The sequence below is a fragment of the Ornithinibacillus scapharcae TW25 genome (assembly GCF_000190475.1).
Lineage (GTDB): Bacteria > Bacillota > Bacilli > Bacillales > Amphibacillaceae > Ornithinibacillus > Ornithinibacillus scapharcae.
Map to the genome: position 1 here is coordinate 90,378 of NZ_AEWH01000024.1, position 20,152 is coordinate 110,529.

Here is a 20,152-nt window from a genome sequence, read left to right on the forward strand (position 1 = left end):
AATTTCGTCATTTGCCCATAATAATTCCGATAGATTATCACATGTGGTGAGGATGAATTCCGATGAAACAAATGGGAAAAAGCACACAACATAGGAAGACAAATACGATGTACCAAAGCCATGAAAGGAAATTAGTATGGTTAACCTTTATTGTGGCAGCAATCATGCTCTTATCCATCATCGGCAGAGTAGTAAGCGGATAAAGGAGGGAGACTGTTGATTAATGAAGAAGCGGTATATTACAGTAGAATCCTAACGGAAACTACGTTATCTTTTCATATTATTTATGCTACCTTAGGGGTAGGAGTACCACTGATGATTATGATTGCTCACTGGGTAGGAATAAAGAAGAATGATGAACATTACATATTGCTTGCCAGAAGGTGGACTAGAGGGTTTATCATTACGGTTGCTGTAGGGGTTGTAACGGGGACAGCAATTGGGTTACAGCTTTCATTACTATGGCCAAATTTCATGGAATTAGCTGGTAATGTTATTGCGTTACCATTGTTCATGGAGACGTTCGCATTTTTCTTTGAAGCTATATTTCTAGGGATTTATTTGTATACCTGGGATCGTTTTGAAAATCAGCGAAAGCATTTATTACTCTTAATTCCGGTTGCGATTGGGGCGTCATTTTCAGCAGTGTTTATTACGATTGTGAATGCGTTTATGAATGCACCACAAGGGTTTGATTTAGTGAATGGAGAACTAGTGAATGTTAATCCAATTAAGGCAATGTTTAACCCTGCAATGCCTACTAAAGTATCACATGTCGTTGGAACAGCTTATATGACGTCAGCGTTTGTTCTTGCCTCTATTGCAGCATTTCGATTGTTAAAAGGATCGAATCATATTTATCATAAGAAAGCTTTATTTTTAACCATGAAGGTAGGGCTGATTTTTTCTATAACATCATTAATTGTTGGTGATTTATCTGGGAAGTACTTGGCAGAGTATCAGCCCGAAAAGCTGGCGGCAGCAGAATGGCATTTTGAAACAAGTGAAAATGCAGAGCTTATCCTATTCGGAATTATGAATGAGGAAGAGGAAATTAAGTATGCATTAAAAATTCCATATGCGTTAAGTATTTTAGCCCATGGTTCGCCAACTGCTGAAGTAATTGGGTTAGACCAGTTTGCAGAAGAGGATAGGCCCCCATTGTATATCCATTATCTTTTTAATATCATGGTTGGAATAGGAATGTTAATGATTGTGGTATCCCTGTTATACATTTTTAGTAGAGCAAGAGGGTGGACTTTTACGGAGACCAAGCCGTATCGGTGGTTAATCGTTCTTGGTGGACCTTTAGCAATTATCGCAATCGAAGCAGGTTGGTGGCTAGCAGAGGTTGGTCGACAACCATGGATTCTTCGTGGGATTATGCGTACGGCAGAAGGAGCTACAACAAGTAATGATGTAGACTTAATGCTCTTACTATTCTGTGGCTTATATCTAATTCTGGGGATTGGATCGGTTGTTGTGTTGAGTAGAATGTTTCGGAGGAATCCAGTCGAACGTGAACTGATGGAACGAAAAGGGGATGTGCAAACATGATTATCAATCTAGAGATAATTGGGATTATCGTACTCTGGACATTTCTATTCGGGTATATCATTGTTGCATCCATTGATTTTGGGGCTGGTTTCTTTAATGCCTATGGTATTTTTACGAAAAGGCAGCATATCCTAACGAAAATTATTCAACGATATTTATCACCTGTTTGGGAAGTAACGAATGTGTTCTTAGTTTTTTTCTTTGTTGGGATGGTAGGATTCTTCCCGAGTACTGCGTTTTATTATGGAACCACCCTATTAGTTCCGGTTAGTATCGCTGTTATCTTACTAGGAATCCGTGGTTCTTATTATGCATTTGAAACGTACGGAGCGCGTTCACATAAAGGATATGCTTTTATGTATGGTTTGTCCGGTTTATTGCTACCAGCAGCACTTTCCATTGTACTCACCATTTCTGAAGGCGGTTTTGTTTCCATGGTGAATGGGAATCCGGTACTCGATTATTGGGCATTGTTTACTAGTCCTTTAACATGGAGTATTGTTGTGTTGAGTCTGTCTGCGGTTCTATATATATCAGCTGTATTTTTAACATGGTATGCGGATAAAGCAAATGATACACCTGCGACTGAATTGCTTCGTCGTTATGCATTAATTTGGTCTCTGCCTACTATCATTACAGCAGGAGGAATCATTTACGAGTTAAGGTCTCATAATGCAGAGCATTACGAGCGAATCCTATCATTATGGTGGATGTTTTTAATCTCAGCTGTTTTATTTATTGGAACAGTATGGCTCCTTTGGAGGCGAAAACATTACGGTGTAGCCTTTAGTTTGCTCATTGGTCAATTTGCTTTTGCATTCTATGGGTATGGCATATCACATTACCCTTATTTACTTTATCCACACCTTACGTTATACGATAGCTTTACGAATGAGGCAATGGCAGTTTCCTTGATTATTGCATTCATTGCAGGATTGGCCTTGCTAATTCCATCACTTTATTTATTGTTGAGACTCTTCTTGTTTAATAAAGATTATGTTAGTGGAAAATCAGATCATGAACATTGAGGTGAAGTACGGTGGATGAATTTTTAATCTTTGTAGCACCGTTTTTGATAATTATTACTGGGATAGTTGTGTCTTTCTGGTGGGTGTTAAAGGACGAGGTTGTTCGTAGGGAAGAATAATATTATCTTGACAAATAGAAAAGTTCTGTATATAGTAAATATAATTTCATATTGAACCTTGTCATTCGATGAGGTAGAGGTGCGAGTAATATGAGTAAGCAATCGGAGTATGACATCGATGAGGATTGCCAAAAGGATTATTTGCCGAAGCGTACTGAAGGTCAACTTCATTATTGCTGGTGTGTCTTCTGAATAAGGGGCATACTGTCATGCGTGTTTTAAAGCATGGAGAACTACTGATCAGGATGGAGGATAACGTATTGTGTTTATAAGCAATGGTAGGTTATTTTCCTATCGTTGCTTTTTGTGTTTTTATAGGTTATGAATCATCATACTCCTATACTTATACATAAGCCTCATATACTACATCATCCCCTTGTTTAGGTTTTCTCTATGCACATCTTATAAAAAAAAAGGAAGTGCATCATGAGTACAGAAACAGTAAAACCTCGTAAAAAATTTGAATTTCCACATGGGTTTGTTATTTTATTTGCCTTAATGATTATTACTGCGTTGGTTACCTATGTAATCCCAGCCGGAGAATATGAACGAACTACCGATGAAAATGGGCGTTCTATTGTGGTGGATGGAACCTATCAAACTATTGATTCCAATCCTACAGGCTTCTTAGATTTATTTGATGCCGTACATATTGGAATGGTCAATGCATCCGAAATTATCTTCTTTATATTTATCGTTGGAGGAGCTTTTGGCATTCTAGGAGCAACGAATACGATTGAAGCAGCCTTTGGTTCACTGACTAGAAAATTAGCCGGTAAAGAGTTACTGCTAATCCCTGTTATCATGCTGTTCTTTGCTATTTGTGGTGGAACTTGGGGAATGGCAGAGGAAGTAATTCCATTTATTTTGATTGCTATTCCACTAGCTATTCGAATGGGCTTTGATTCCATGACTGGTACTGCGATGATATTAGCCAGTGTTTATGCAGGATTTGGCTCGGCTTTCATGAATCCATTTACAGTAGGAGTCGCACAGGGCATTGCCGGTTTACCTACGTTTTCGGGAATGGGAGTTCGTTTTGTATTCTGGTTCATTTTTGTCGGAGTTACGATTTTATATGTCATGCTTTATGCTAGAAAAGTAAAGAAGGATCCGACGAAAAGCTTAATGTATGAAGAGGATTTAAAACGTGAGCGTAATCCAGAGATAAATGAACAACAAACGTTAACGAAAAGACAAATGGTGATTTTAGCGGTACTTGCTTTAACCATTGTTGCATTAGCATTAGGTGTTATATTAGAAGGTTGGTATGTTACCGAAATAGCTTCATTATTCCTCATCATGGGGATTGTTGTTGGAGTTATTAATAAAATGAAAGTGAATCAAATTGCCAACGCCTTTGTAAAAGGCTGTGAGGAAATGGTAATGGGTGCATTAATTGTAGGGTTTGCATATGGAATACTCGTGTTATTACAAAACTCTAGTACAATTGATACGATTCTATTCTATGTTTCAGGTTTAGTAGCGGAATTGCCGTCTTATCTTTCTGCACTTGGTATGTATGTTGTGCAAAGTCTATTAAACTTCATTGTTCCATCTGGAAGTGGTCAAGCAGCAATTAGTATGCCAATTATGGCACCACTTGGTGACTTAGTTGGAGTCGATCGACAAACTGCTGTTCTAGCATTTCAGTATGGGGACGGAATATCGAATATATTAACCCCAACAGCTGGAGTGTTAATGGCATCATTAGCACTAGCTAAAATCCCATGGATCAAGTGGGTGAAATGGGCTTTACCATTAATTCTTATCCAATATGCATTAGGTGCTATCTTCATTACTGTAGCTCATATGTTTATTTGGTAGGATAGTAGGGATAGGTCACGCGAGAAGCGATGCATTTCGCGCCGAGTGTATAGAAGTGACGCGGAAATTTTATATAGTTACGCGAGAAGTCATGAAACTTACGCGGGATTATGGTTCTAGCGCAACTTGGTTACTGGTTCGCGCGGAAATATCTTAATCTGGCGCGACTTGGGAACAGCTCGCGTTAGAATTCATTATGCTAGCGCAACAAAATGCATATCTCGATTGAGATTATCCTTTGGTCGCGCTGGTTACAAAGAGTATAGGGTGAAAGAAAGAAAAGTTACGCCAGATGTTAGTATACAACGCGAGATTAATATGAACTCGCGCGCAGGATTAACAAACTTACGCGAGAAAATGGGGCTGCGCGACCACGACCAATACTCGCCTAACATAATATTAGGTCGGCGTGACGTAGTTCCAGACACGCGTGATATAGTTCCAAGTTCGCGCGAGATTCCTGTCATGCCTGCGCGTCCATAACTCGTGCGATTAGCCTATACTGATACAACTGATGTGTACATTAACTAAAAACAACCTAGAAAAAACGGAGGAATTCAAAGATGTTAGAAACTATATTTACAAGATTAGAAGAAATTTATCCTGAGTTAGTTGAAATCCGCAGGGATTTTCATATGTATCCAGAATTATCTCATCACGAGGTGAGAACGCCTAAGAAAATTGCGGATTATTTGAGTCAGCTTGGAATAGAGGTAAGGACTGAGGTTGGTGGAAGAGGAGTTGTAGGAACGTTAGAAGGTGGTAAACCTGGTAAAACGATAGCGTTGCGTGCGGACTTTGATGCACTACCTATTCAAGAGGAAACGAATGTACCTTATCAATCTACTGTTCCTGGCGTGATGCATGCATGTGGGCATGACCTACATACAGCTGCACTTCTAGGTGTTGCGAAAGTGTTAAGTGAAGTGAGAGAACATATACCTGGAACAATAAAATTTATTCACCAATTTGCCGAAGAAGCTACGCCAGGTGGTGCAAAGCCTATGATTGAGGATGGTTGCTTAGATGGCGTTGATCTCATTTATGGTGCACATGTTATGTCTACAGAAGAGTTTGGAACAGTTAGTGTGAAAGAAGGATATGCCTCCTCTGCACAAGATGATTTTAATATTGTGATTTATGGTAAAGGTGGACATGGTTCTGAGCCACATTTAACGGTTGACCCAATTGTTACGGGAAGTCAATTAGTAGTGAATCTTCAACAAATCGTCAGCCGAAGAGTGAGTCCATTACAAGCTGCTGCTTTAACAGTTGGTTCTTTTGTAAGTGGCGAGGCGAATAATATTATTCCAGATAAAGCGGTTATAAAAGGAACCGTGCGTACATTTGATGAAGAGGCTCGTTCGATTATTGAGGAAGCTATAGAAGCTGTAACAAAATCAACTTGCACAGCAAATGGAGCACAAGTTGAATATGAGTATGTGAAAGACTGTCCATCCATCTACAATGATCCTAACGAAACCAAATATGTGGAGGAAGTTGCTAAGGAATTATTTGGAGAAAAGAATCTGATAACTGGAGTTCCGATGATGGGAAGTGAGGATTTTGCTTTTTATCAAAAAGAAATTCCTGGTGTATATTTTATCGTAGGTGGTAAAAATACGGAGTTACATGCAGATTATCCCCATCATCATCCGAAATTTAATGTGGACGAGCGTGCGATTATTAATATTGGTAAGATGTTCATTCGTTTAGTAATGGGAAAATAGATACATAAGAAAACTCGCTTCCAACGGAAAGCGAGTTTTCTTATCCTGTTTTAAAAAAGTCAGGACAAGCTCCGACTTTTATATACTTGTTAATCTTCAAAATCTCTCAATTCAACATAATCCTTCAATGCTTGTATCTGTTCTTCATAAACGTACTTACCAAGACCGCCAAAAAGCTTCGTTAGGATACGATAATAAGTATTTTTAGGAATTATGCTGGATTCCATTACCAGTCTTGTTCCATCATATTCTCTCGTTAAAAAGTATCTAGTATAACTAGTCCCTTCTTTAGAATCGGAAACCATAATAATTTTATTCGGTGGTTCGAATTCTAATAGTTCCACTTCAACAGAAATCTTTTTTCTACCAAACTGTTGGACCGAAATAAACTTCGATCCGGGAGTGTTCTTCTTCGTCTCATTTTCATAAATATTTTCAATCATATAGTCATTCCAAAGCTTTATCTTTTCATCATCATCTACATAATCAAATACTACTTCAATAGGTGCGTCAATAAATTCTTCTAAACGAAATAATAACTTTTCTTCCATCATCAAACCCATCTTTCCCGAAAATAGTAAACTCGCATACTATTATACATTTTTTTCCTACTAAATGTCGAACTCTATTTATATGGTAGATTTTCTTCTTTGATTATCATTATAAATAGAGCAAAAAATAGGAATGGAATATTCCGCCCTAGAATATAGTGTACTAGAGAAATTGGTCCATGCTCTCTACTCGGAATGATAAGCCAATTTTCCTAAATTATGAGTGAAGGGGTGTTTAGTGATGTCAGAGTTTTTGGCAGAAGTGATTGGCACCATGATTTTAATCATCTTTGGTGGTGGCGTTGTAGGAGGAGTCGTATTAAAAAATTCTAAGGCAGAAGGGGCTGGCTGGGTAGTCGTTACCATTGGATGGGGTCTTGCGGTTACGATGGGGGTATATGCTGTAGGAAGTATCTCTGGTGCGCATCTTAACCCGGCAGTGACGCTAGGATTTGCGGTAGCAGGTGAATTTGAGTGGGCAAATGTAGCAGGTTACATTACGGCACAAATGCTAGGTGCAATTATTGGGGCTACTATCGTGTATTTAACTTACCTTGCTCATTGGCGAAAAACAGATGATCCAGCTACGAAACTAGCAGTATTTTCAACTGCACCAGCTGAGCGTAGTACATTAGCAAACTTTTTAACAGAGACAATTGGCACATTTGTTTTATTGTTTGGTTTAATGTTTATTGGAGCGAATGAATTTACGGAAGGGCTAAATCCATTAATTGTTGGTTTACTAATTGTTGCAATCGGAATGTCTTTAGGTGGTCCGACTGGATATGCGATTAACCCCGCTCGTGATTTAGGACCGAGAATTGCTCACTTTCTTCTTCCCATTGCTGGTAAAGGTGATTCCGACTGGGGGTATTCTTGGATCCCGGTATTAGGACCGATTTTCGGGGGGATTTACGGTGCCGTTTTCTATAAGGCGATGTTTGAACAAAGCTTTACACCAATTTTCTGGGTGACGAGTGTCTTAATGTTAGTCGTAATCATTGGAGCAGTAGCAGAGGATTTTAAAATGCAGGGAAAACGTGTTGGATAATTACGTGAAAAACGATAGAATGAATCCTAATAAAGCGTGTTATAAGTTGAGAGGAGTGTCACGATGGAAGAAAAATATATACTAGCACTAGACCAAGGTACAACTAGTTCAAGGGCAATTTTATTTAATCATAAGGGACAAATTATTGAAACAGCACAACAGGAATTTGAGCAATTCTTTCCGAAGCCAGGCTGGGTTGAGCATGATGCTAATGAGATTTGGACCTCTATTCTAGCTTGTATGGCGGAAGTACTTCGTAAGGCAGATGTGGAACCAAGCCAGGTTGCTGGTATTGGAATTACTAACCAAAGGGAAACAACCGTTGTTTGGGATAAACATACAGGAAAACCAGTTTATAAAGCAATTGTTTGGCAATCTCGTCAAACAGCTGATATTTGTAAGGATCTAAATGAAAAGGGTTACAATGACTTGTTTCGAGATAAGACAGGACTTTTAATTGATGCGTATTTCTCTGGGACGAAAGTAAAATGGATTCTCGACAATGTGGAAGGGGCAAGAGAAAAGGCAGACAATGGCGATTTATTGTTTGGAACGATCGATACATGGCTGGTGTACAAATTATCTGGTGGTAAAGCGCATGTAACTGATTATTCCAATGCGTCTCGTACATTAATGTTTAATATTTATGATTTAAAATGGGATGATGAATTATTAGAAATTTTAACCGTACCAAAGAGTATGCTACCAGAGGTTCGCGAGTCTTCTGAAATCTATGCACATACAGTAGATTACCATTTCTTTGGTTTAGAAGTGCCGATTGCTGGAATTGCTGGAGATCAACAGGCAGCATTATTCGGCCAGGCGTGTTTTGAAAAGGGAATGGCAAAGAATACGTATGGAACAGGTTGTTTTATGTTGATGAATACAGGCGAAAAAGGGGTTAAATCGGACCACGGTCTCCTTACTACTTTAGCATGGGGGGTAGATGGGAAAGTAGAATATGCACTTGAAGGGAGTATCTTTGTAGCGGGCTCAGCAATTCAGTGGTTACGAGATGGACTACGTATGATTCAACATGCCCCTGATAGTGAAGGATATGCAGAAAAGGTTGAATCGACAGAGGGGGTATATTTAGTTCCTGCTTTTGTTGGTCTTGGTACACCATATTGGGACAGTGATGCCCGTGGGGCGGTATTTGGAATAACACGTGGAACTTCTAAAGACCACTTTATCCGTGCTACATTAGAATCCCTTGCGTACCAAACAAGAGATGTATTAGATGCAATGATCGCTGACTCTGGTATTGATTTAAAGACATTACGTGTCGATGGTGGGGCAGTTAAAAATAATTTCTTAATGCAATTCCAAAGTGACATCCTCGGGGTGCCAGTAGATAGGCCGGTTGTTCAGGAGACCACTGCTTTAGGTGCTGCATACCTTGCAGGTCTTGCTGTTGGTTATTGGAAGGATAAAGAAGAAATTGCAAAACAGTGGCAGATTGATAAAACATTCGAGAATACAATGGAAGCTGATGAAAAGGACCGCTTATATGCAGGCTGGCAGAAAGCGGTAGAAGCGACACGTATCTTTAAAATTTAAACAGTAAATTCTAACACCAAAATGGCCCTCGTGAATTTCATGTAGGGCCATTTTAGGCAGAGAGCACAGAGAATTACTCACTTGAATAGAACAGTACTGTTAACCATTTGCATCTATTTAATAGGGGGATGTTCGGATGAAAAAAATAATAAATGATCCAAACCAAGTTGTTCAGGATATGATTGATGGTTTGATTATGGCAAACCCAGCAACGCTAAAGCAAGTACCAGAAACCTTTGTAGTTGCTAGGGAGGATGCACCAGTGCAAGGTAAAGTAGCCCTTGTTAGTGGTGGGGGTAGTGGTCATGAACCTGCCCATGCGGGATATATTGGTAAAGGTGTTCTTGATGCTGCGGTATGTGGAGAGGTTTTTACATCACCAACTCCAGACCAAGTGTTAGAGGCAATCAGAGCAGTCGATGGTGGTGCAGGAGTATTTTTAGTAATTAAAAACTATACAGGTGACGTGTTGAACTTTGAAATGGCACAGGAGCTAGCAGAAGCGGAAGGTATTAAGGTATCTCATGTAATCGTCAATGATGATGTTGCGGTAGAAGATAGTTCATTCACTACTGGGCGAAGAGGGATTGCGGGGACCGTCTTCGTTCATAAAATCGCTGGTGCAAAAGCAGAGGCTGGCGGCAGTTTAGAAGAGGTTCAAGCGGTAGCGGAAAAAGTAGTAGCGAATGTTCGCTCGATGGGGATGGCCTTAACACCTTGTATTGTACCTGCTGCGGGAACGCCAAGCTTTGAATTAGAGGAAGACGAAATGGAAATTGGCATGGGAATACATGGTGAACCTGGAATAAACCGAGGTTCGATTACTAGTGCAGATGAGATTGCCATTGCTTTAACAGATAAGATTCTAGCAGACTACGATTTCTCCGGTGAGGTAGCGGTATTAGTAAATGGTCTAGGTGCCACACCAGCAATGGAACTCTATATTCTGAATAAGAAGATTCATCAAATTTTAGAAGAACAAGGTATTAACGTGTATAAAACTTTTGTTGGAGAATACATGACATCTCTAGAAATGGCGGGATGCTCTGTTTCCCTATTAAAGGTTGATGACGAATTAAAAGAACTGTTAGATGCGGCATCAGAAGCACCTGCGTTTCGTATATAGTGAAAGGAAGGAAGAGGTTTCGTGGAATTAAACGTCAACGATTTCATGAGATGGATCGAATTAACGAATGAAACAATTCAACAACAGAAGAATTACTTAACCTCCCTTGATCAGCCTATTGGTGATGGCGATCATGGTATAAACATGGCAAGAGGGCTGCAGGAGGTAATGAATAAGCTTCAAACTAATGAATACCAGGAACCATCTGAAGTGTTAAAAAATGTTTCGATGACACTGCTTTCAAAAGTTGGTGGAGCATCAGGTCCATTATACGGTACGGCGTTTCTAAAGATGTCGATGGCTATTAAAGGATTGAATTCGGTCAGCATGGAGGATTTCACGAAAGGCTTACAAGTAGCACTGGATGGAATAAAGCAACGTGGAAAGTCTAATGCAGGAGAAAAAACGCTTATCGATGTTTGGAGCCCAGTAGTGGAACACTTTTCCAATCAGGATGTCACATCCGATAGGCTGATGGAAACTGCTAAGAGAGCCATGGAAGAAACAACAAATACGATTGCAACCAAAGGAAGGGCAGCTTATTTTAAAGAGAAGTCCCTTGGTCATATTGATCCAGGCTCTGCCTCCTCCTTCTATATGTTTGAAGCATTAGCTAAAGTGCTAAAGGAGAAGGAATGATGGAGTATGTAGGAATTGTTCTAGTGTCCCATAGCCCTAAACTAGTAGAAGGTCTATTAGAGATTATTCGCCAAGTAATCCATGATGTGCCAATAGAAATAGCCGGCGGAACAGATGAAAATGACATCGGTACAAGTGTAGAAAAAATCATGACAGCAATAGGAAATGCAAACTCGGGAAAAGGTGCCCTCGTTTTTTATGATCTTGGCAGTGCCAAAATGAACGCGGAAGTTGCAATCGAAATGCTAGCAGCCATAGACGTAAAAATAATAGACGCCCCACTAGTAGAAGCCGCATATGTTGCAGCGGTCGAAGCCAACATGAAAAAAAACCTCCAAGAAATCCAACAAACCATACAAACAGAATTCTAGTGGGACACGGGGACAGGTCGTTGTCCCTACTAGAGTTCTCTTTGTTAAATAACCTTCCCGCCAAATTAAGAGGTGTTTAATCTATCTGAATATTATATAATAGTCATAATATATCGGAGGGGAGAGAAAAACTATGACGATTCACCACCATCATCATCCATATACTACCATCCATGACTTTCATTCGCACAGTCATCATGGATGGGATAATTCTTTAGAACCTATTGCCGAGGTAGATTCGGGACAGATTATTACATATGAGATTACAGAGGCATCTGGTGGTCAATTTACGAAACACTCCAAGCATGAGGATGTAGCAAAGCTCGACTTTGAAAAGGTAAATCCTGTCGCAGGACCAATCTATATAAAAGGTGCAGAGCCTGGAGATACATTGGAAATAGAGATGTTAGATTTTCGACAGCTAGATTGGGGCTGGACTGCAATTATACCTGGATTTGGACTCCTTGCAGAAGAATTCAAGAACCCAGCTATTAAGACGTTTGATTTAAAGGACCGAAACAAAGCAGAATTTCTTCATGGTATTGATTTATTTATTAAACCGTTCCCGGGTACAATTGGCTTAGCCTTACCCGAGCCTGGCAATCACAGTATTGTACCCCCTCGAAAAAATGGAGGAAATATGGATATTCGCCATCTCACCCAAGGCACTAAGTTGTATCTACCTGTATTCGTAGAAGGAGCACTATTCTCGATAGGGGACACACACGCAGCACAGGGTGATGGGGAGGTATGTGGAACTGCAATTGAAGCATCAATGGAAACAACGGTAAGATTTACATTACACAAAGGAAAAACAATTGCTGAGCCAAGATACGAAATACCTGGGCCGCCAACTCCTGAAGCCGATAGTAAAGGGTATTATGTGACCACAGGTCATGGAGAAGACTTAGTAGAAGCATCTCGGAATGCAATCCGTTACATGATTGAATACTTAGTAGATATTTATCGTATGAATGAACAAGAAGCCTATATGCTATGTAGTGTAGCCGTTGATTTACGAATTAGTGAAATCGTGGATGCGCCAAATTGGCTAGTGTCTGCGTTTCTACCGAAGGCTATATTTCGATAGAATTCGAAGTTTTTCTCCATATTGCAACACACCATAATGAATGATAATATATTAGTGATAAATGAATATGGATCACATGTTACTGATTCGATCAGGCATGGTGATAACGATGAGGAGAAGGATTCTTCTACCTTTCGTTTCGCCATGCCTGTTTATTTTCATTCTATTTTGGGTAATTCACCTGTATCCTGCAGATAATACATAAAAAGAATCGACTCAGGAGGTTTTGGAATATGTTTAAAAAATTATTCAATAAATCAAAGGAAGAATCAACGATTGTTTCACCAATTACAGGTGATATTGTAAGTATTGAAAAAGTACCTGACCCTGTCTTTAGCCAAAAGATGATGGGAGAAGGTGCTGCAATTATTCCTACAGAAGGAAAAGTGGTTGCTCCAGTTAATGGCGAAATTATACAGGTTGCTCCGACTAAGCATGCGATAGGTCTATTAGCGGAGGATGGCTCGGAAATACTAATTCATGTTGGACTTGAAACAGTTGCATTAAACGGTGAGGGTTTCCAGGTACATGTAGGTGTTGGGGATAAAGTTCAAGTAGGTCAAGCTCTTATGGACTTTGACTTAGCTTATATTCAGGAAAACGCAAATGACATTATCTCACCAGTAGTGATAACAAATAGCAGTACCTCTAATAAAACCTATAACCAAACTGCTGAAACAAACGGGAAAGCTGGAGAAACTGTACTATTTCATGTTAATTAAGTAATGGCAAATCTAAATAAGGGAGGTGAAGGTGTGAAGATAAAGAAGATATTAAACAATAATGCTGTCATCATCATGGATAAAGGGGAAGAAAAGATCGCAATTGGTGCCGGGGTTGCATATGAAAAAGGAAAAAATGACACGATTAACCCGCAAAAGATTGAGAAGCTGTTTACGTTAAAAGAAAACGAAAAGCTGTATCAACTTCTTGAGCGGATACCAGAAGAGCACTTTATTTTGGCAGAGGGAATTATTACATATGCTGAAAAGCAGCTAAGTACAAAACTTAATGATCATATTTATCTTGCACTGAGTGATCACCTTTCCTTTGCAATATCTCGTCATAAGCAAGGGTTGGATGTAAAAAATCGTTTGCTACATGAAATAAAGATTCTATATCCAGCAGAATTTGCTATTGGGACTTGGGCAGTTCAATATATCAATGAAAAATTAACGATTAACCTACCAATGGATGAAGCTGCTTTTATTGCTATGCACCTTCATACCATGAAAATTAAAGGAGGTGATTTAAAGGATACGATTCGGCAAACCTCCATCCTCAAGAGCATGGTTGATAGTATTCAGGAGTATCTTGGAATAACAATGGACGAAAATGATTTATCCTATGAACGATTAATTACTCATCTTCGTTTTGCATTGTCAAGATCAAAAAATGATTCTTCTGAATCGATGGATGAGGAAATGCTCACCATGATTAAACGAAAATTCGAGAATTCTTATCGTTGTGCAGAAAAGGTAAACAAAGAGTTATCAGAAATTCATGGGATTGTTTTACCCGATGAAGAGCTTGGATACATTACACTTCACATCGAAAGAATAAAAAACAACAGTAGGAGGAAAACATTATGATGAAATATCTTCAACGTCTAGGGCGCTCATTAATGTTACCGGTTGCAGTATTACCAGCAGCAGCGATATTAATGGGGATCGGGTACTGGATTGATCCCGATGGTTGGGGATCTGGAAACCCTGTTGCGGCATTCCTGATTAAAGCCGGTGAATCTATTATTAATAATATCCCGATATTATTTGCGGTGGGTGTCGCTCTAGGGATGGCCAAAATGAAGGATGGATCTGCAGCATTAAGTGGTTTAGTCGGATATTTAGTAGCGACGACACTACTAGCTCCAGATTCAGTTTCAATGCTACAAGGGATTGAAGTAGATGCGGTAGATGCAGCGTTTAGTAATATTGAAAATGCATTCGTAGGTATTATATCTGGTTTAGTAGCTGCCAACATGTTCAACCGCTTTAGTGAAGTTCAATTACCTGATGCATTAGCATTCTTCAGTGGGAAGCGTTTAGTGCCTATTATGACTTCAGCAGCAATGCTTGTCGTGTCCGTAATTTTATTCTTTTTATGGCCTATCGTATATGGTTGGCTCGTATCATTCGCCGAGGCAATTGTTGGATTAGGTGCTAGTGGAGCAGGATTATACGGATTCTTTAATCGACTTCTGATTCCAACAGGATTGCACCACGCCTTGAATTCGGTATTCTGGTTTGATGTTGCTGGTATTAACGATATCGGTAATTTCTGGTCTGGAAATGGTGAAAAAGGTGTAACTGGTATGTACCAAGCAGGGTTCTTCCCGATTATGATGTTTGGTCTACCGGCAGCGGCCCTAGCAATGTACCATACAGCTAAAACAAAACGCAAAAAGCAAGCTGCATCATTATTATTAGCGGCTGGAGTTGCAGCATTCTTCACAGGGGTTACAGAACCACTAGAATTTTCATTCATGTTCTTAGCTCCAGCATTATATGTTGTACACGCGGCTTTAACAGGTATTTCCCTGTTTATTGCAGCAACATTCCAGTGGACAGCGGGATTCGGCTTTAGTGCTGGTTTCGTAGACCTTTTCTTAAGCTTCAGATTACCACTTGCGAATGAGCCTTACATGTTAATCGTACAAGGTTTAGTCTTCGCAGTAATTTACTATGTGTTATTCCGTTTCTTAATTACGAAATTTAATCTGAAGACTCCTGGTCGTGAGGATGATGAAATGATTGAAGAAGCAGAGGGTAGTAATGTAGGGGAAGCTGGAGGAAAGAAAGCACAGTTCTCTACTATGGCTGAACAGATTATTGAAGGTCTAGGTGGAAACGAAAATATTACATCACTTGATAACTGTACAACACGCCTTCGTCTTGAAGTGAAAGATATGGATAAAGTTAATCAAGCGAAAATTAAAGCAACTGGTGTACCTGGAATTAATGTTATTGATAAGCATAACATTCAAGTTGTTGTCGGTACAAATGTACAATTTGTTGCAGATGAAATGGCGAAACTGAAAAAATAATTAATAATGCCCTCAGGGAGAAGGATTTCTCCAGAGGGCTTTTTTACATAGTCTTTCTTTTGTAAGGTATAGTCCCACTAGCGCACAATATAGTCCCTCGTTCGGAAAACATAGTCCCACTAGCGCACAATATAGTCCCTCGTTCGGAAAACATAGTCCCACTAGCGCACAATATAGTCCCTCGTTCGGAAAACATAGTCCCACTAGCGCGCAGTATAGTCCCTCGTTCGGAAAACATAGTCCCACTAGCGCACAATATAGTCCCTCGCCCGAAAACATAGTCCCACTACTACACACCTTAACCCCTCACACCATATTTACTAAATATTCAAAATAATAATTGAAATCATATTTCAAATAATATATGATTATACATAGACAAGGGCATTAAAAGTACACATCAATGTAAGCGTTTTCCTTTAAAAGAATGATAGGGAGTGGTCACATTGAAGAAGGCTTTACCAAACTGCAGTAAGCTATTTTATGTACTCATTGTAGGAATTGGCATCTTGTTTCTAGCAGCATGTAGTGGTGGAGGGAAATCTGCAAGCTCAGATGGAGAAGTGCATGAGTTAGACTTCTCACATTTTTTCCCTCCAACACATTTTATGGAGGAAGAGATTCAGGCATTTGCTAGTGAACTAGAAGAGAAGACAGATGGCCGAATTAAAATTACTTCTTATCCTGGTGCCGCCTTGGCCGAACCGGATGAACATTTCGATGCTGCGGCTACTGGATCGGTTGATTTTGCATTAAGTGTTAATGGCTATACGCCTGGAGAATTTCCATTAACCTCTGTTATGGAATTACCGTTTATGGCGAAGACAGCTGTTTCTGGTTCAGAGAATCTCATGAAATTGATGAATGAATTTGATGAGTTTAAAGCGGAATATGAGGGAACGGTTCCACTATGGTTGTATACGACAGACCCTGGACAGCTTTACACGGTTGATAAGCCAGTAAAAAGCCTGGAAGACCTAAAAGGAATGAAAATCCGCTCTCCATCGCCAGAAACAAGTGAATGGTTGGAAGCTCTCGGTGCAACACCGGTATCGATGCCAATGAATGAAAACTTTGAGGCATTGGAGCGTGGTGTTGTAGATGGAACAATTGCTCCTTGGGAAGCGGTAAAGACTTGGGGACTAGATGAAGTGATCAATTATGCGACAGTCGGAAACTTCTATTCCACTACTATGTTTGTTGTCATGAATGAGGAAGCATTTAATCAATTAAGTGAAGAAGACCAAGAAACCATTATGGATCTTGCAGGAGAGAGAATGGCAAAGAAGACTGGAGAGGTGTTTGATCAGTTCGGTGCGGAAGCTATTGAGCAAGCAAAGGAAAAAGGTGTGGAGATCTATGAGCTTTCTGATACAGAGTTGGAAGAGTGGAGTGAATTTATTAATCCTACCATTGAAAATTGGATTAATAATGTGAATGGAAAAGGATTGCCTGGCCAAGAAGTATATGATAGAGCAGTTGAATTAAGTGGGAAGTAAGGCAGGGTGACAAGTGATGTCAAAACTATTTACAGTACCAGAAGAAATGTTAAAGCGGATTGAAGTGTTTCAGCAATGGGTTGCTAATGGGGCACTACTCTTTATGATGGCTATTATTACCATCGACGTTATCGGTAGAAACTTCTTTCATAACCCATTAAAAGGGACTTATGAAATGACCGAACTCAGTTCTGCATTACTCGTATTTTTTGCACTGGCGGTCACACATCGGGTAGGAGACCACATAACAATAGACTTTCTAGTAGAGCGCTTTTCAGAGAAGCTAAGAAATCTTATCCTTGCAGCGGTTGAGATGATAATTTCCATCGTACTTTTCTTAATGGCTACCAATATATTTGACAATGGATTACGGATGATGGAGCGTCATTCCACTACAACTGATTTAGCTATTCCACTATACCCATTTCTATTTCTAATTGCTCTGACCTTAATGGTATTTATGTTTACCGCAATCTTTAAGGCGATTACCTACATAAGATTGGTGGTGAAGAAGTCATGAGCCCAGAAATAATTGGTATTATTGGTATCATTGCATTACTAGTGTTATTTATGATACGAGTCCCAGTTGCCGTATCTTTGATTGTGATTGGTACGGTTGGACTTGCTGCAATTCGTGACTGGGATGCAGCTTTCGTTCAACTCGGAACCACACCATTTTCAACGGCTAGCTCTTATTCTCTAAGTGTCATTCCATTGTTTATTTTAATGGGAATGTTTCTATCGTATAGTGGCTTTGGCCGGGATTTGTACACAGCCGTAGACGCTTGGATAGGAAATATTAAGGGTGGTCTTGCAATGACAACGATCGGAACAAGTGCCCTATTTTCAGCAATCTCTGGTTCCGTTAACGCAACAACTGCAACAATGGCAAGAATATCTCTTCCGGAAATGAAAAAATATAACTATGACGATACATTGTCCACCTCGTCAGTTGCAGCAGGTGGAACGCTCGGCATCTTAATTCCTCCAAGTGTTATTCTGGTTCTATATGGGATTTTGACAATGGAGCCAATTGGAAAGTTGTTAATAGCAGGCTTAGTACCGGGAATTCTCCAGATGATACTCTTTATGATTATGATTTACATCATCGCTTGGAGAAAACCAAGCCTTGCACCTGTAACAGAAAAGAAACCACTCTCGGTTAAAATAAAATCGCTAACCTATGTTTGGCCGTTTTTACTTTTGTTTGGCTTAAGTATTGGTGGTATTTACTATGGATATTTTACCCCAACAGAAGCAGGTGGAGTAGGTGCTTTTGGGGCATTCTTATTAACTGTTTTGACAAGAAGGTTAAGCTTCGAAGATTTTAAAAAGTCACTAAGTGAAACAACCCGTTTAACGGCCTCGATATTCTTTATCATTATTGGAGCAGACATATTTAGTAAATTTTTAGCACTGAGTACGATCCCAGTGAAGATTACACAATTTGTATCTGATTTAGCATTACCAGCTATGGCAATATTAGCGCTTATTCTAGTCGTGTATTTCATATTAGGGTTATTTTTAGAAGGCATTGCAATCTTCGTATTGACCCTACCAGTCGTCTATCCATTGATAACGATGTTAGGTTTTGATGGTGTCTGGTTTGGGGTAGTTATGATATTAGTTATGAATATTGGGTTGTTAACTCCACCAATGGGGCTAAGTGTTTATATCATAAGCGGTGTTACCAACATTCCGGCAGGACGTATTTTCAAGGGAGTCATTCCGATGCTTATGATGATGGTCTTGTGTCTAATATTAATCGTCACCTTCCCTGATATCGTTTTATTTTTACCTGAGCTAATGAAATAAAAATACGGTCACTGTTTCCATGAAAGCCTCTCTTTATGATAAGAGGTAAATCATGGGGTGACCGCTTTTTTATGCTTCTAAAATAAACCGATGGTGTTTACAATCATCCTCTAAATAAAGCTGAAGTATTGAAGTAAGGAACACTTATAGCAAAAAAAATCAAGTCCACCACATTCCTTCAATTGACTCCGTTACCATTACTGGTTTCAATGTTTCAATCGCTTTTGTAAATCCTTCATCAATTGACATTAGTCCGTCCTCATGCTCAATACTAACGACATAGTCATACCCATAAAGTCTTAGCAAACTAATCATATCAGCCCAATCTTTTGTACCATGACCAAAACCGACTGTACGGAAATACCAAGCACGATTTTGCATATCGGAATAAGGAGTCATGTCTGTTAGTCCATTTTTATTTACGTTAGGCTGATCAATAATCGTGTCTTTCGCGTGAAAGTGATGAATAGCATTTTCTCTTCCTAATATTTTTATTGCTTCGATAGGGTCAATTCCCTGCCACCACATATGACTTGGATCCAAATTAGCTCCAATTGCAGCACCACAGGCCTCTCTTAACCGTAATAATGTCGCAGGTGTATGTACAGAAAAACCACCGTGCAATTCAAGCCCTATTTTAACATGATGTTTCTCAGCAAATGCTGCTTTTTCTTTCCAATAAGGAATAATCTTTTCTTCCCATTGCCATTTTAAAATTTCTTGATATTCATTTGGCCATGGTGATACTGGCCAATTTGGATATTTTGCATTTTCATGGTCCCCTGGGCATCCTGAGAATGTATTTACTACTGGAATCCCAAGCTGACTGGCTAACTTGATAGTATTAGTAATTAAGTTATCAGCTTCTTCTGCAATGGCCCTTTGTGGATGTAATGGATTACAATGGCAGCTTAAAGCGCTTACAATTAATCCTTTACTTTCAATTTTGTTTAAAAATTCCTTCTGTTTATCAGGTCTACTGAGTAAGCCATCAATTTGACAGTGTGCATTTCCCGGATAGCCCCCTGTGCCTAACTCAACAGCTTCAATACCCTTGGCTGAAACATGATCTAACATATCCTCTAGGCTCTTTTCGGAAAATAAGACACTAAATACTCCTAGTTTCATGTAACCCCTCCTAAA

Annotated in this window: 20 protein-coding genes, 1 pseudogene and 1 riboswitch; of the genes and pseudogenes, 19 read left to right on the top strand and 2 right to left on the bottom strand. The window is 39.5% G+C overall.

What is annotated here, in order from left to right; all coding sequences use genetic code 11:
• Nucleotides 1–62: 62 nt before the first annotated feature.
• The 6 genes from G5W_RS23730 to G5W_RS0106705 all read left to right on the top strand — a co-directional run bounded on the left by G5W_RS23730 (nucleotide 63) and on the right by G5W_RS0106705 (nucleotide 6,261).
• Nucleotides 63–203 carry a hypothetical protein gene (locus G5W_RS23730; RefSeq protein WP_010095258.1) on the top strand — a complete coding sequence of 47 codons (141 nt, stop codon included), beginning with the start codon at nucleotides 63–65 and terminating at the stop codon, nucleotides 201–203.
• 13 nt (nucleotides 204–216) lie between these two features.
• Nucleotides 217–1,557, top strand: a complete 1,341-nt coding sequence (locus G5W_RS0106685; protein ID WP_010095260.1) for a cytochrome ubiquinol oxidase subunit I — start codon at nucleotides 217–219, stop codon at nucleotides 1,555–1,557.
• 2 nt (nucleotides 1,558–1,559) lie between these two features.
• Nucleotides 1,560–2,585: a cytochrome d ubiquinol oxidase subunit II gene (locus G5W_RS0106690; protein WP_029191042.1), complete on the top strand. Its 1,026-nt coding sequence runs from the start codon at nucleotides 1,560–1,562 to the stop codon at nucleotides 2,583–2,585.
• 11 nt (nucleotides 2,586–2,596) lie between these two features.
• On the top strand, nucleotides 2,597–2,704 hold the full coding sequence (cydS, locus tag G5W_RS24820; RefSeq protein ID WP_420178201.1) for a cytochrome bd oxidase small subunit CydS family protein: 108 nt from the start codon (nucleotides 2,597–2,599) through the stop codon (nucleotides 2,702–2,704).
• Nucleotides 2,705–2,770: 66 nt separating this feature from the next.
• A riboswitch (Lysine riboswitch) is annotated at nucleotides 2,771–2,948 on the top strand.
• Nucleotides 2,949–3,130: 182 nt separating this feature from the next.
• Complete coding sequence (locus G5W_RS0106700) at nucleotides 3,131–4,531, top strand: YfcC family protein (protein ID WP_010095263.1); 1,401 nt, start codon at nucleotides 3,131–3,133, stop codon at nucleotides 4,529–4,531.
• Nucleotides 4,532–5,094: 563 nt separating this feature from the next.
• A complete protein-coding gene (locus G5W_RS0106705) occupies nucleotides 5,095–6,261 on the top strand; it encodes a M20 metallopeptidase family protein (protein ID WP_010095264.1) in 1,167 nt (388 codons plus the stop codon).
• An 89-nt stretch (nucleotides 6,262–6,350) separates the two neighbouring features.
• Here the strand turns inward: G5W_RS0106705 and G5W_RS0106710 are convergent, their stop codons facing one another.
• The gene (locus G5W_RS0106710) at nucleotides 6,351–6,812 is read right to left on the bottom strand and encodes an SRPBCC family protein (protein WP_010095265.1); all 462 of its coding nucleotides are present in this window, start codon (nucleotides 6,810–6,812) and stop codon (nucleotides 6,351–6,353) included.
• A gap of 241 nt (nucleotides 6,813–7,053) precedes the next feature.
• Between G5W_RS0106710 and G5W_RS0106715 the strand changes: the two genes are divergently transcribed.
• From G5W_RS0106715 to G5W_RS0106770, 13 genes and pseudogenes are all read left to right on the top strand, one after another.
• Nucleotides 7,054–7,863, top strand: coding sequence for an MIP/aquaporin family protein (locus G5W_RS0106715; RefSeq protein ID WP_010095266.1), 810 nt, complete (start codon nucleotides 7,054–7,056; stop codon nucleotides 7,861–7,863).
• Nucleotides 7,864–7,926: 63 nt separating this feature from the next.
• On the top strand, nucleotides 7,927–9,423 hold the full coding sequence (gene glpK / locus G5W_RS0106720) for a glycerol kinase GlpK (RefSeq protein WP_010095267.1): 1,497 nt from the start codon (nucleotides 7,927–7,929) through the stop codon (nucleotides 9,421–9,423).
• Nucleotides 9,424–9,559: 136 nt separating this feature from the next.
• Nucleotides 9,560–10,549, top strand: a complete 990-nt coding sequence (gene dhaK / locus G5W_RS0106725; protein WP_010095269.1) for a dihydroxyacetone kinase subunit DhaK — start codon at nucleotides 9,560–9,562, stop codon at nucleotides 10,547–10,549.
• Nucleotides 10,550–10,570: 21 nt separating this feature from the next.
• The gene (gene dhaL, locus G5W_RS0106730; RefSeq protein WP_010095270.1) at nucleotides 10,571–11,188 is read left to right on the top strand and encodes a dihydroxyacetone kinase subunit DhaL; all 618 of its coding nucleotides are present in this window, start codon (nucleotides 10,571–10,573) and stop codon (nucleotides 11,186–11,188) included.
• On the top strand, nucleotides 11,188–11,559 hold the full coding sequence (gene dhaM / locus G5W_RS0106735) for a dihydroxyacetone kinase phosphoryl donor subunit DhaM (RefSeq protein WP_010095271.1): 372 nt from the start codon (nucleotides 11,188–11,190) through the stop codon (nucleotides 11,557–11,559). Before dhaL ends, dhaM begins: the two co-directional genes overlap by 1 nt.
• Before the next feature lie 133 nt (nucleotides 11,560–11,692).
• Nucleotides 11,693–12,649 carry an acetamidase/formamidase family protein gene (locus G5W_RS0106740; protein WP_010095272.1) on the top strand — a complete coding sequence of 319 codons (957 nt, stop codon included), beginning with the start codon at nucleotides 11,693–11,695 and terminating at the stop codon, nucleotides 12,647–12,649.
• Between the two features lie 233 nt (nucleotides 12,650–12,882).
• Nucleotides 12,883–13,371, top strand: a complete 489-nt coding sequence (locus G5W_RS0106745; protein ID WP_010095275.1) for a PTS sugar transporter subunit IIA — start codon at nucleotides 12,883–12,885, stop codon at nucleotides 13,369–13,371.
• Between the two features lie 33 nt (nucleotides 13,372–13,404).
• Entirely contained in the window at nucleotides 13,405–14,241 is an 837-nt protein-coding gene (locus tag G5W_RS0106750) for a PRD domain-containing protein (RefSeq protein WP_010095277.1), read from the top strand.
• Nucleotides 14,238–15,695 (top strand): N-acetylglucosamine-specific PTS transporter subunit IIBC, encoded by a 1,458-nt coding sequence (gene nagE, locus G5W_RS0106755; protein ID WP_010095279.1) that lies wholly within the window; start codon nucleotides 14,238–14,240, stop codon nucleotides 15,693–15,695. Before G5W_RS0106750 ends, nagE begins: the two co-directional genes overlap by 4 nt.
• 103 nt (nucleotides 15,696–15,798) lie before the next feature.
• Nucleotides 15,799–16,032, top strand: a pseudogene (locus tag G5W_RS24825) (hypothetical protein); the annotation flags it as partial.
• Between the two features lie 100 nt (nucleotides 16,033–16,132).
• Entirely contained in the window at nucleotides 16,133–17,194 is a 1,062-nt protein-coding gene (locus G5W_RS0106760) for a TRAP transporter substrate-binding protein (RefSeq protein WP_420178205.1), read from the top strand.
• A 16-nt stretch (nucleotides 17,195–17,210) separates the two neighbouring features.
• Complete coding sequence (locus G5W_RS22720; protein WP_010095283.1) at nucleotides 17,211–17,714, top strand: TRAP transporter small permease; 504 nt, start codon at nucleotides 17,211–17,213, stop codon at nucleotides 17,712–17,714.
• Entirely contained in the window at nucleotides 17,711–19,009 is a 1,299-nt protein-coding gene (locus tag G5W_RS0106770; RefSeq protein WP_010095285.1) for a TRAP transporter large permease, read from the top strand. Before G5W_RS22720 ends, G5W_RS0106770 begins: the two co-directional genes overlap by 4 nt.
• A 159-nt stretch (nucleotides 19,010–19,168) precedes the next feature.
• Here G5W_RS0106770 and G5W_RS0106775 read toward each other — a convergent pair whose 3' ends face one another.
• Nucleotides 19,169–20,137: a sugar phosphate isomerase/epimerase family protein gene (locus G5W_RS0106775; protein ID WP_010095287.1), complete on the bottom strand. Its 969-nt coding sequence runs from the start codon at nucleotides 20,135–20,137 to the stop codon at nucleotides 19,169–19,171.
• Nucleotides 20,138–20,152 lie beyond the last annotated feature (15 nt).

Excerpts from the sequence above, each read along its gene's own strand:
- G5W_RS22720 (WP_010095283.1), top strand. The coding sequence starts at position 17,211 with ATGTCAAAACTATTTACAGTACCAGAAGAAATGTTAAAGCGGATTGAA.
- G5W_RS23730 (WP_010095258.1), top strand. The coding sequence starts at position 63 with ATGAAACAAATGGGAAAAAGCACACAACATAGGAAGACAAATACGATG.
- glpK (WP_010095267.1), top strand. The coding sequence starts at position 7,927 with ATGGAAGAAAAATATATACTAGCACTAGACCAAGGTACAACTAGTTCA.
- dhaK (WP_010095269.1), top strand. The coding sequence starts at position 9,560 with ATGAAAAAAATAATAAATGATCCAAACCAAGTTGTTCAGGATATGATT.
- G5W_RS0106700 (WP_010095263.1), top strand. The coding sequence starts at position 3,131 with ATGAGTACAGAAACAGTAAAACCTCGTAAAAAATTTGAATTTCCACAT.
- G5W_RS0106745 (WP_010095275.1), top strand. The coding sequence starts at position 12,883 with ATGTTTAAAAAATTATTCAATAAATCAAAGGAAGAATCAACGATTGTT.
- G5W_RS0106740 (WP_010095272.1), top strand. The coding sequence starts at position 11,693 with ATGACGATTCACCACCATCATCATCCATATACTACCATCCATGACTTT.
- G5W_RS0106715 (WP_010095266.1), top strand. The coding sequence starts at position 7,054 with ATGTCAGAGTTTTTGGCAGAAGTGATTGGCACCATGATTTTAATCATC.
- G5W_RS0106705 (WP_010095264.1), top strand. The coding sequence starts at position 5,095 with ATGTTAGAAACTATATTTACAAGATTAGAAGAAATTTATCCTGAGTTA.
- G5W_RS0106710 (WP_010095265.1), bottom strand. The coding sequence starts at position 6,812 with ATGGAAGAAAAGTTATTATTTCGTTTAGAAGAATTTATTGACGCACCT.
- G5W_RS0106770 (WP_010095285.1), top strand. The coding sequence starts at position 17,711 with ATGAGCCCAGAAATAATTGGTATTATTGGTATCATTGCATTACTAGTG.
- nagE (WP_010095279.1), top strand. The coding sequence starts at position 14,238 with ATGATGAAATATCTTCAACGTCTAGGGCGCTCATTAATGTTACCGGTT.
- G5W_RS0106775 (WP_010095287.1), bottom strand. The coding sequence starts at position 20,137 with ATGAAACTAGGAGTATTTAGTGTCTTATTTTCCGAAAAGAGCCTAGAG.
- dhaM (WP_010095271.1), top strand. The coding sequence starts at position 11,188 with ATGGAGTATGTAGGAATTGTTCTAGTGTCCCATAGCCCTAAACTAGTA.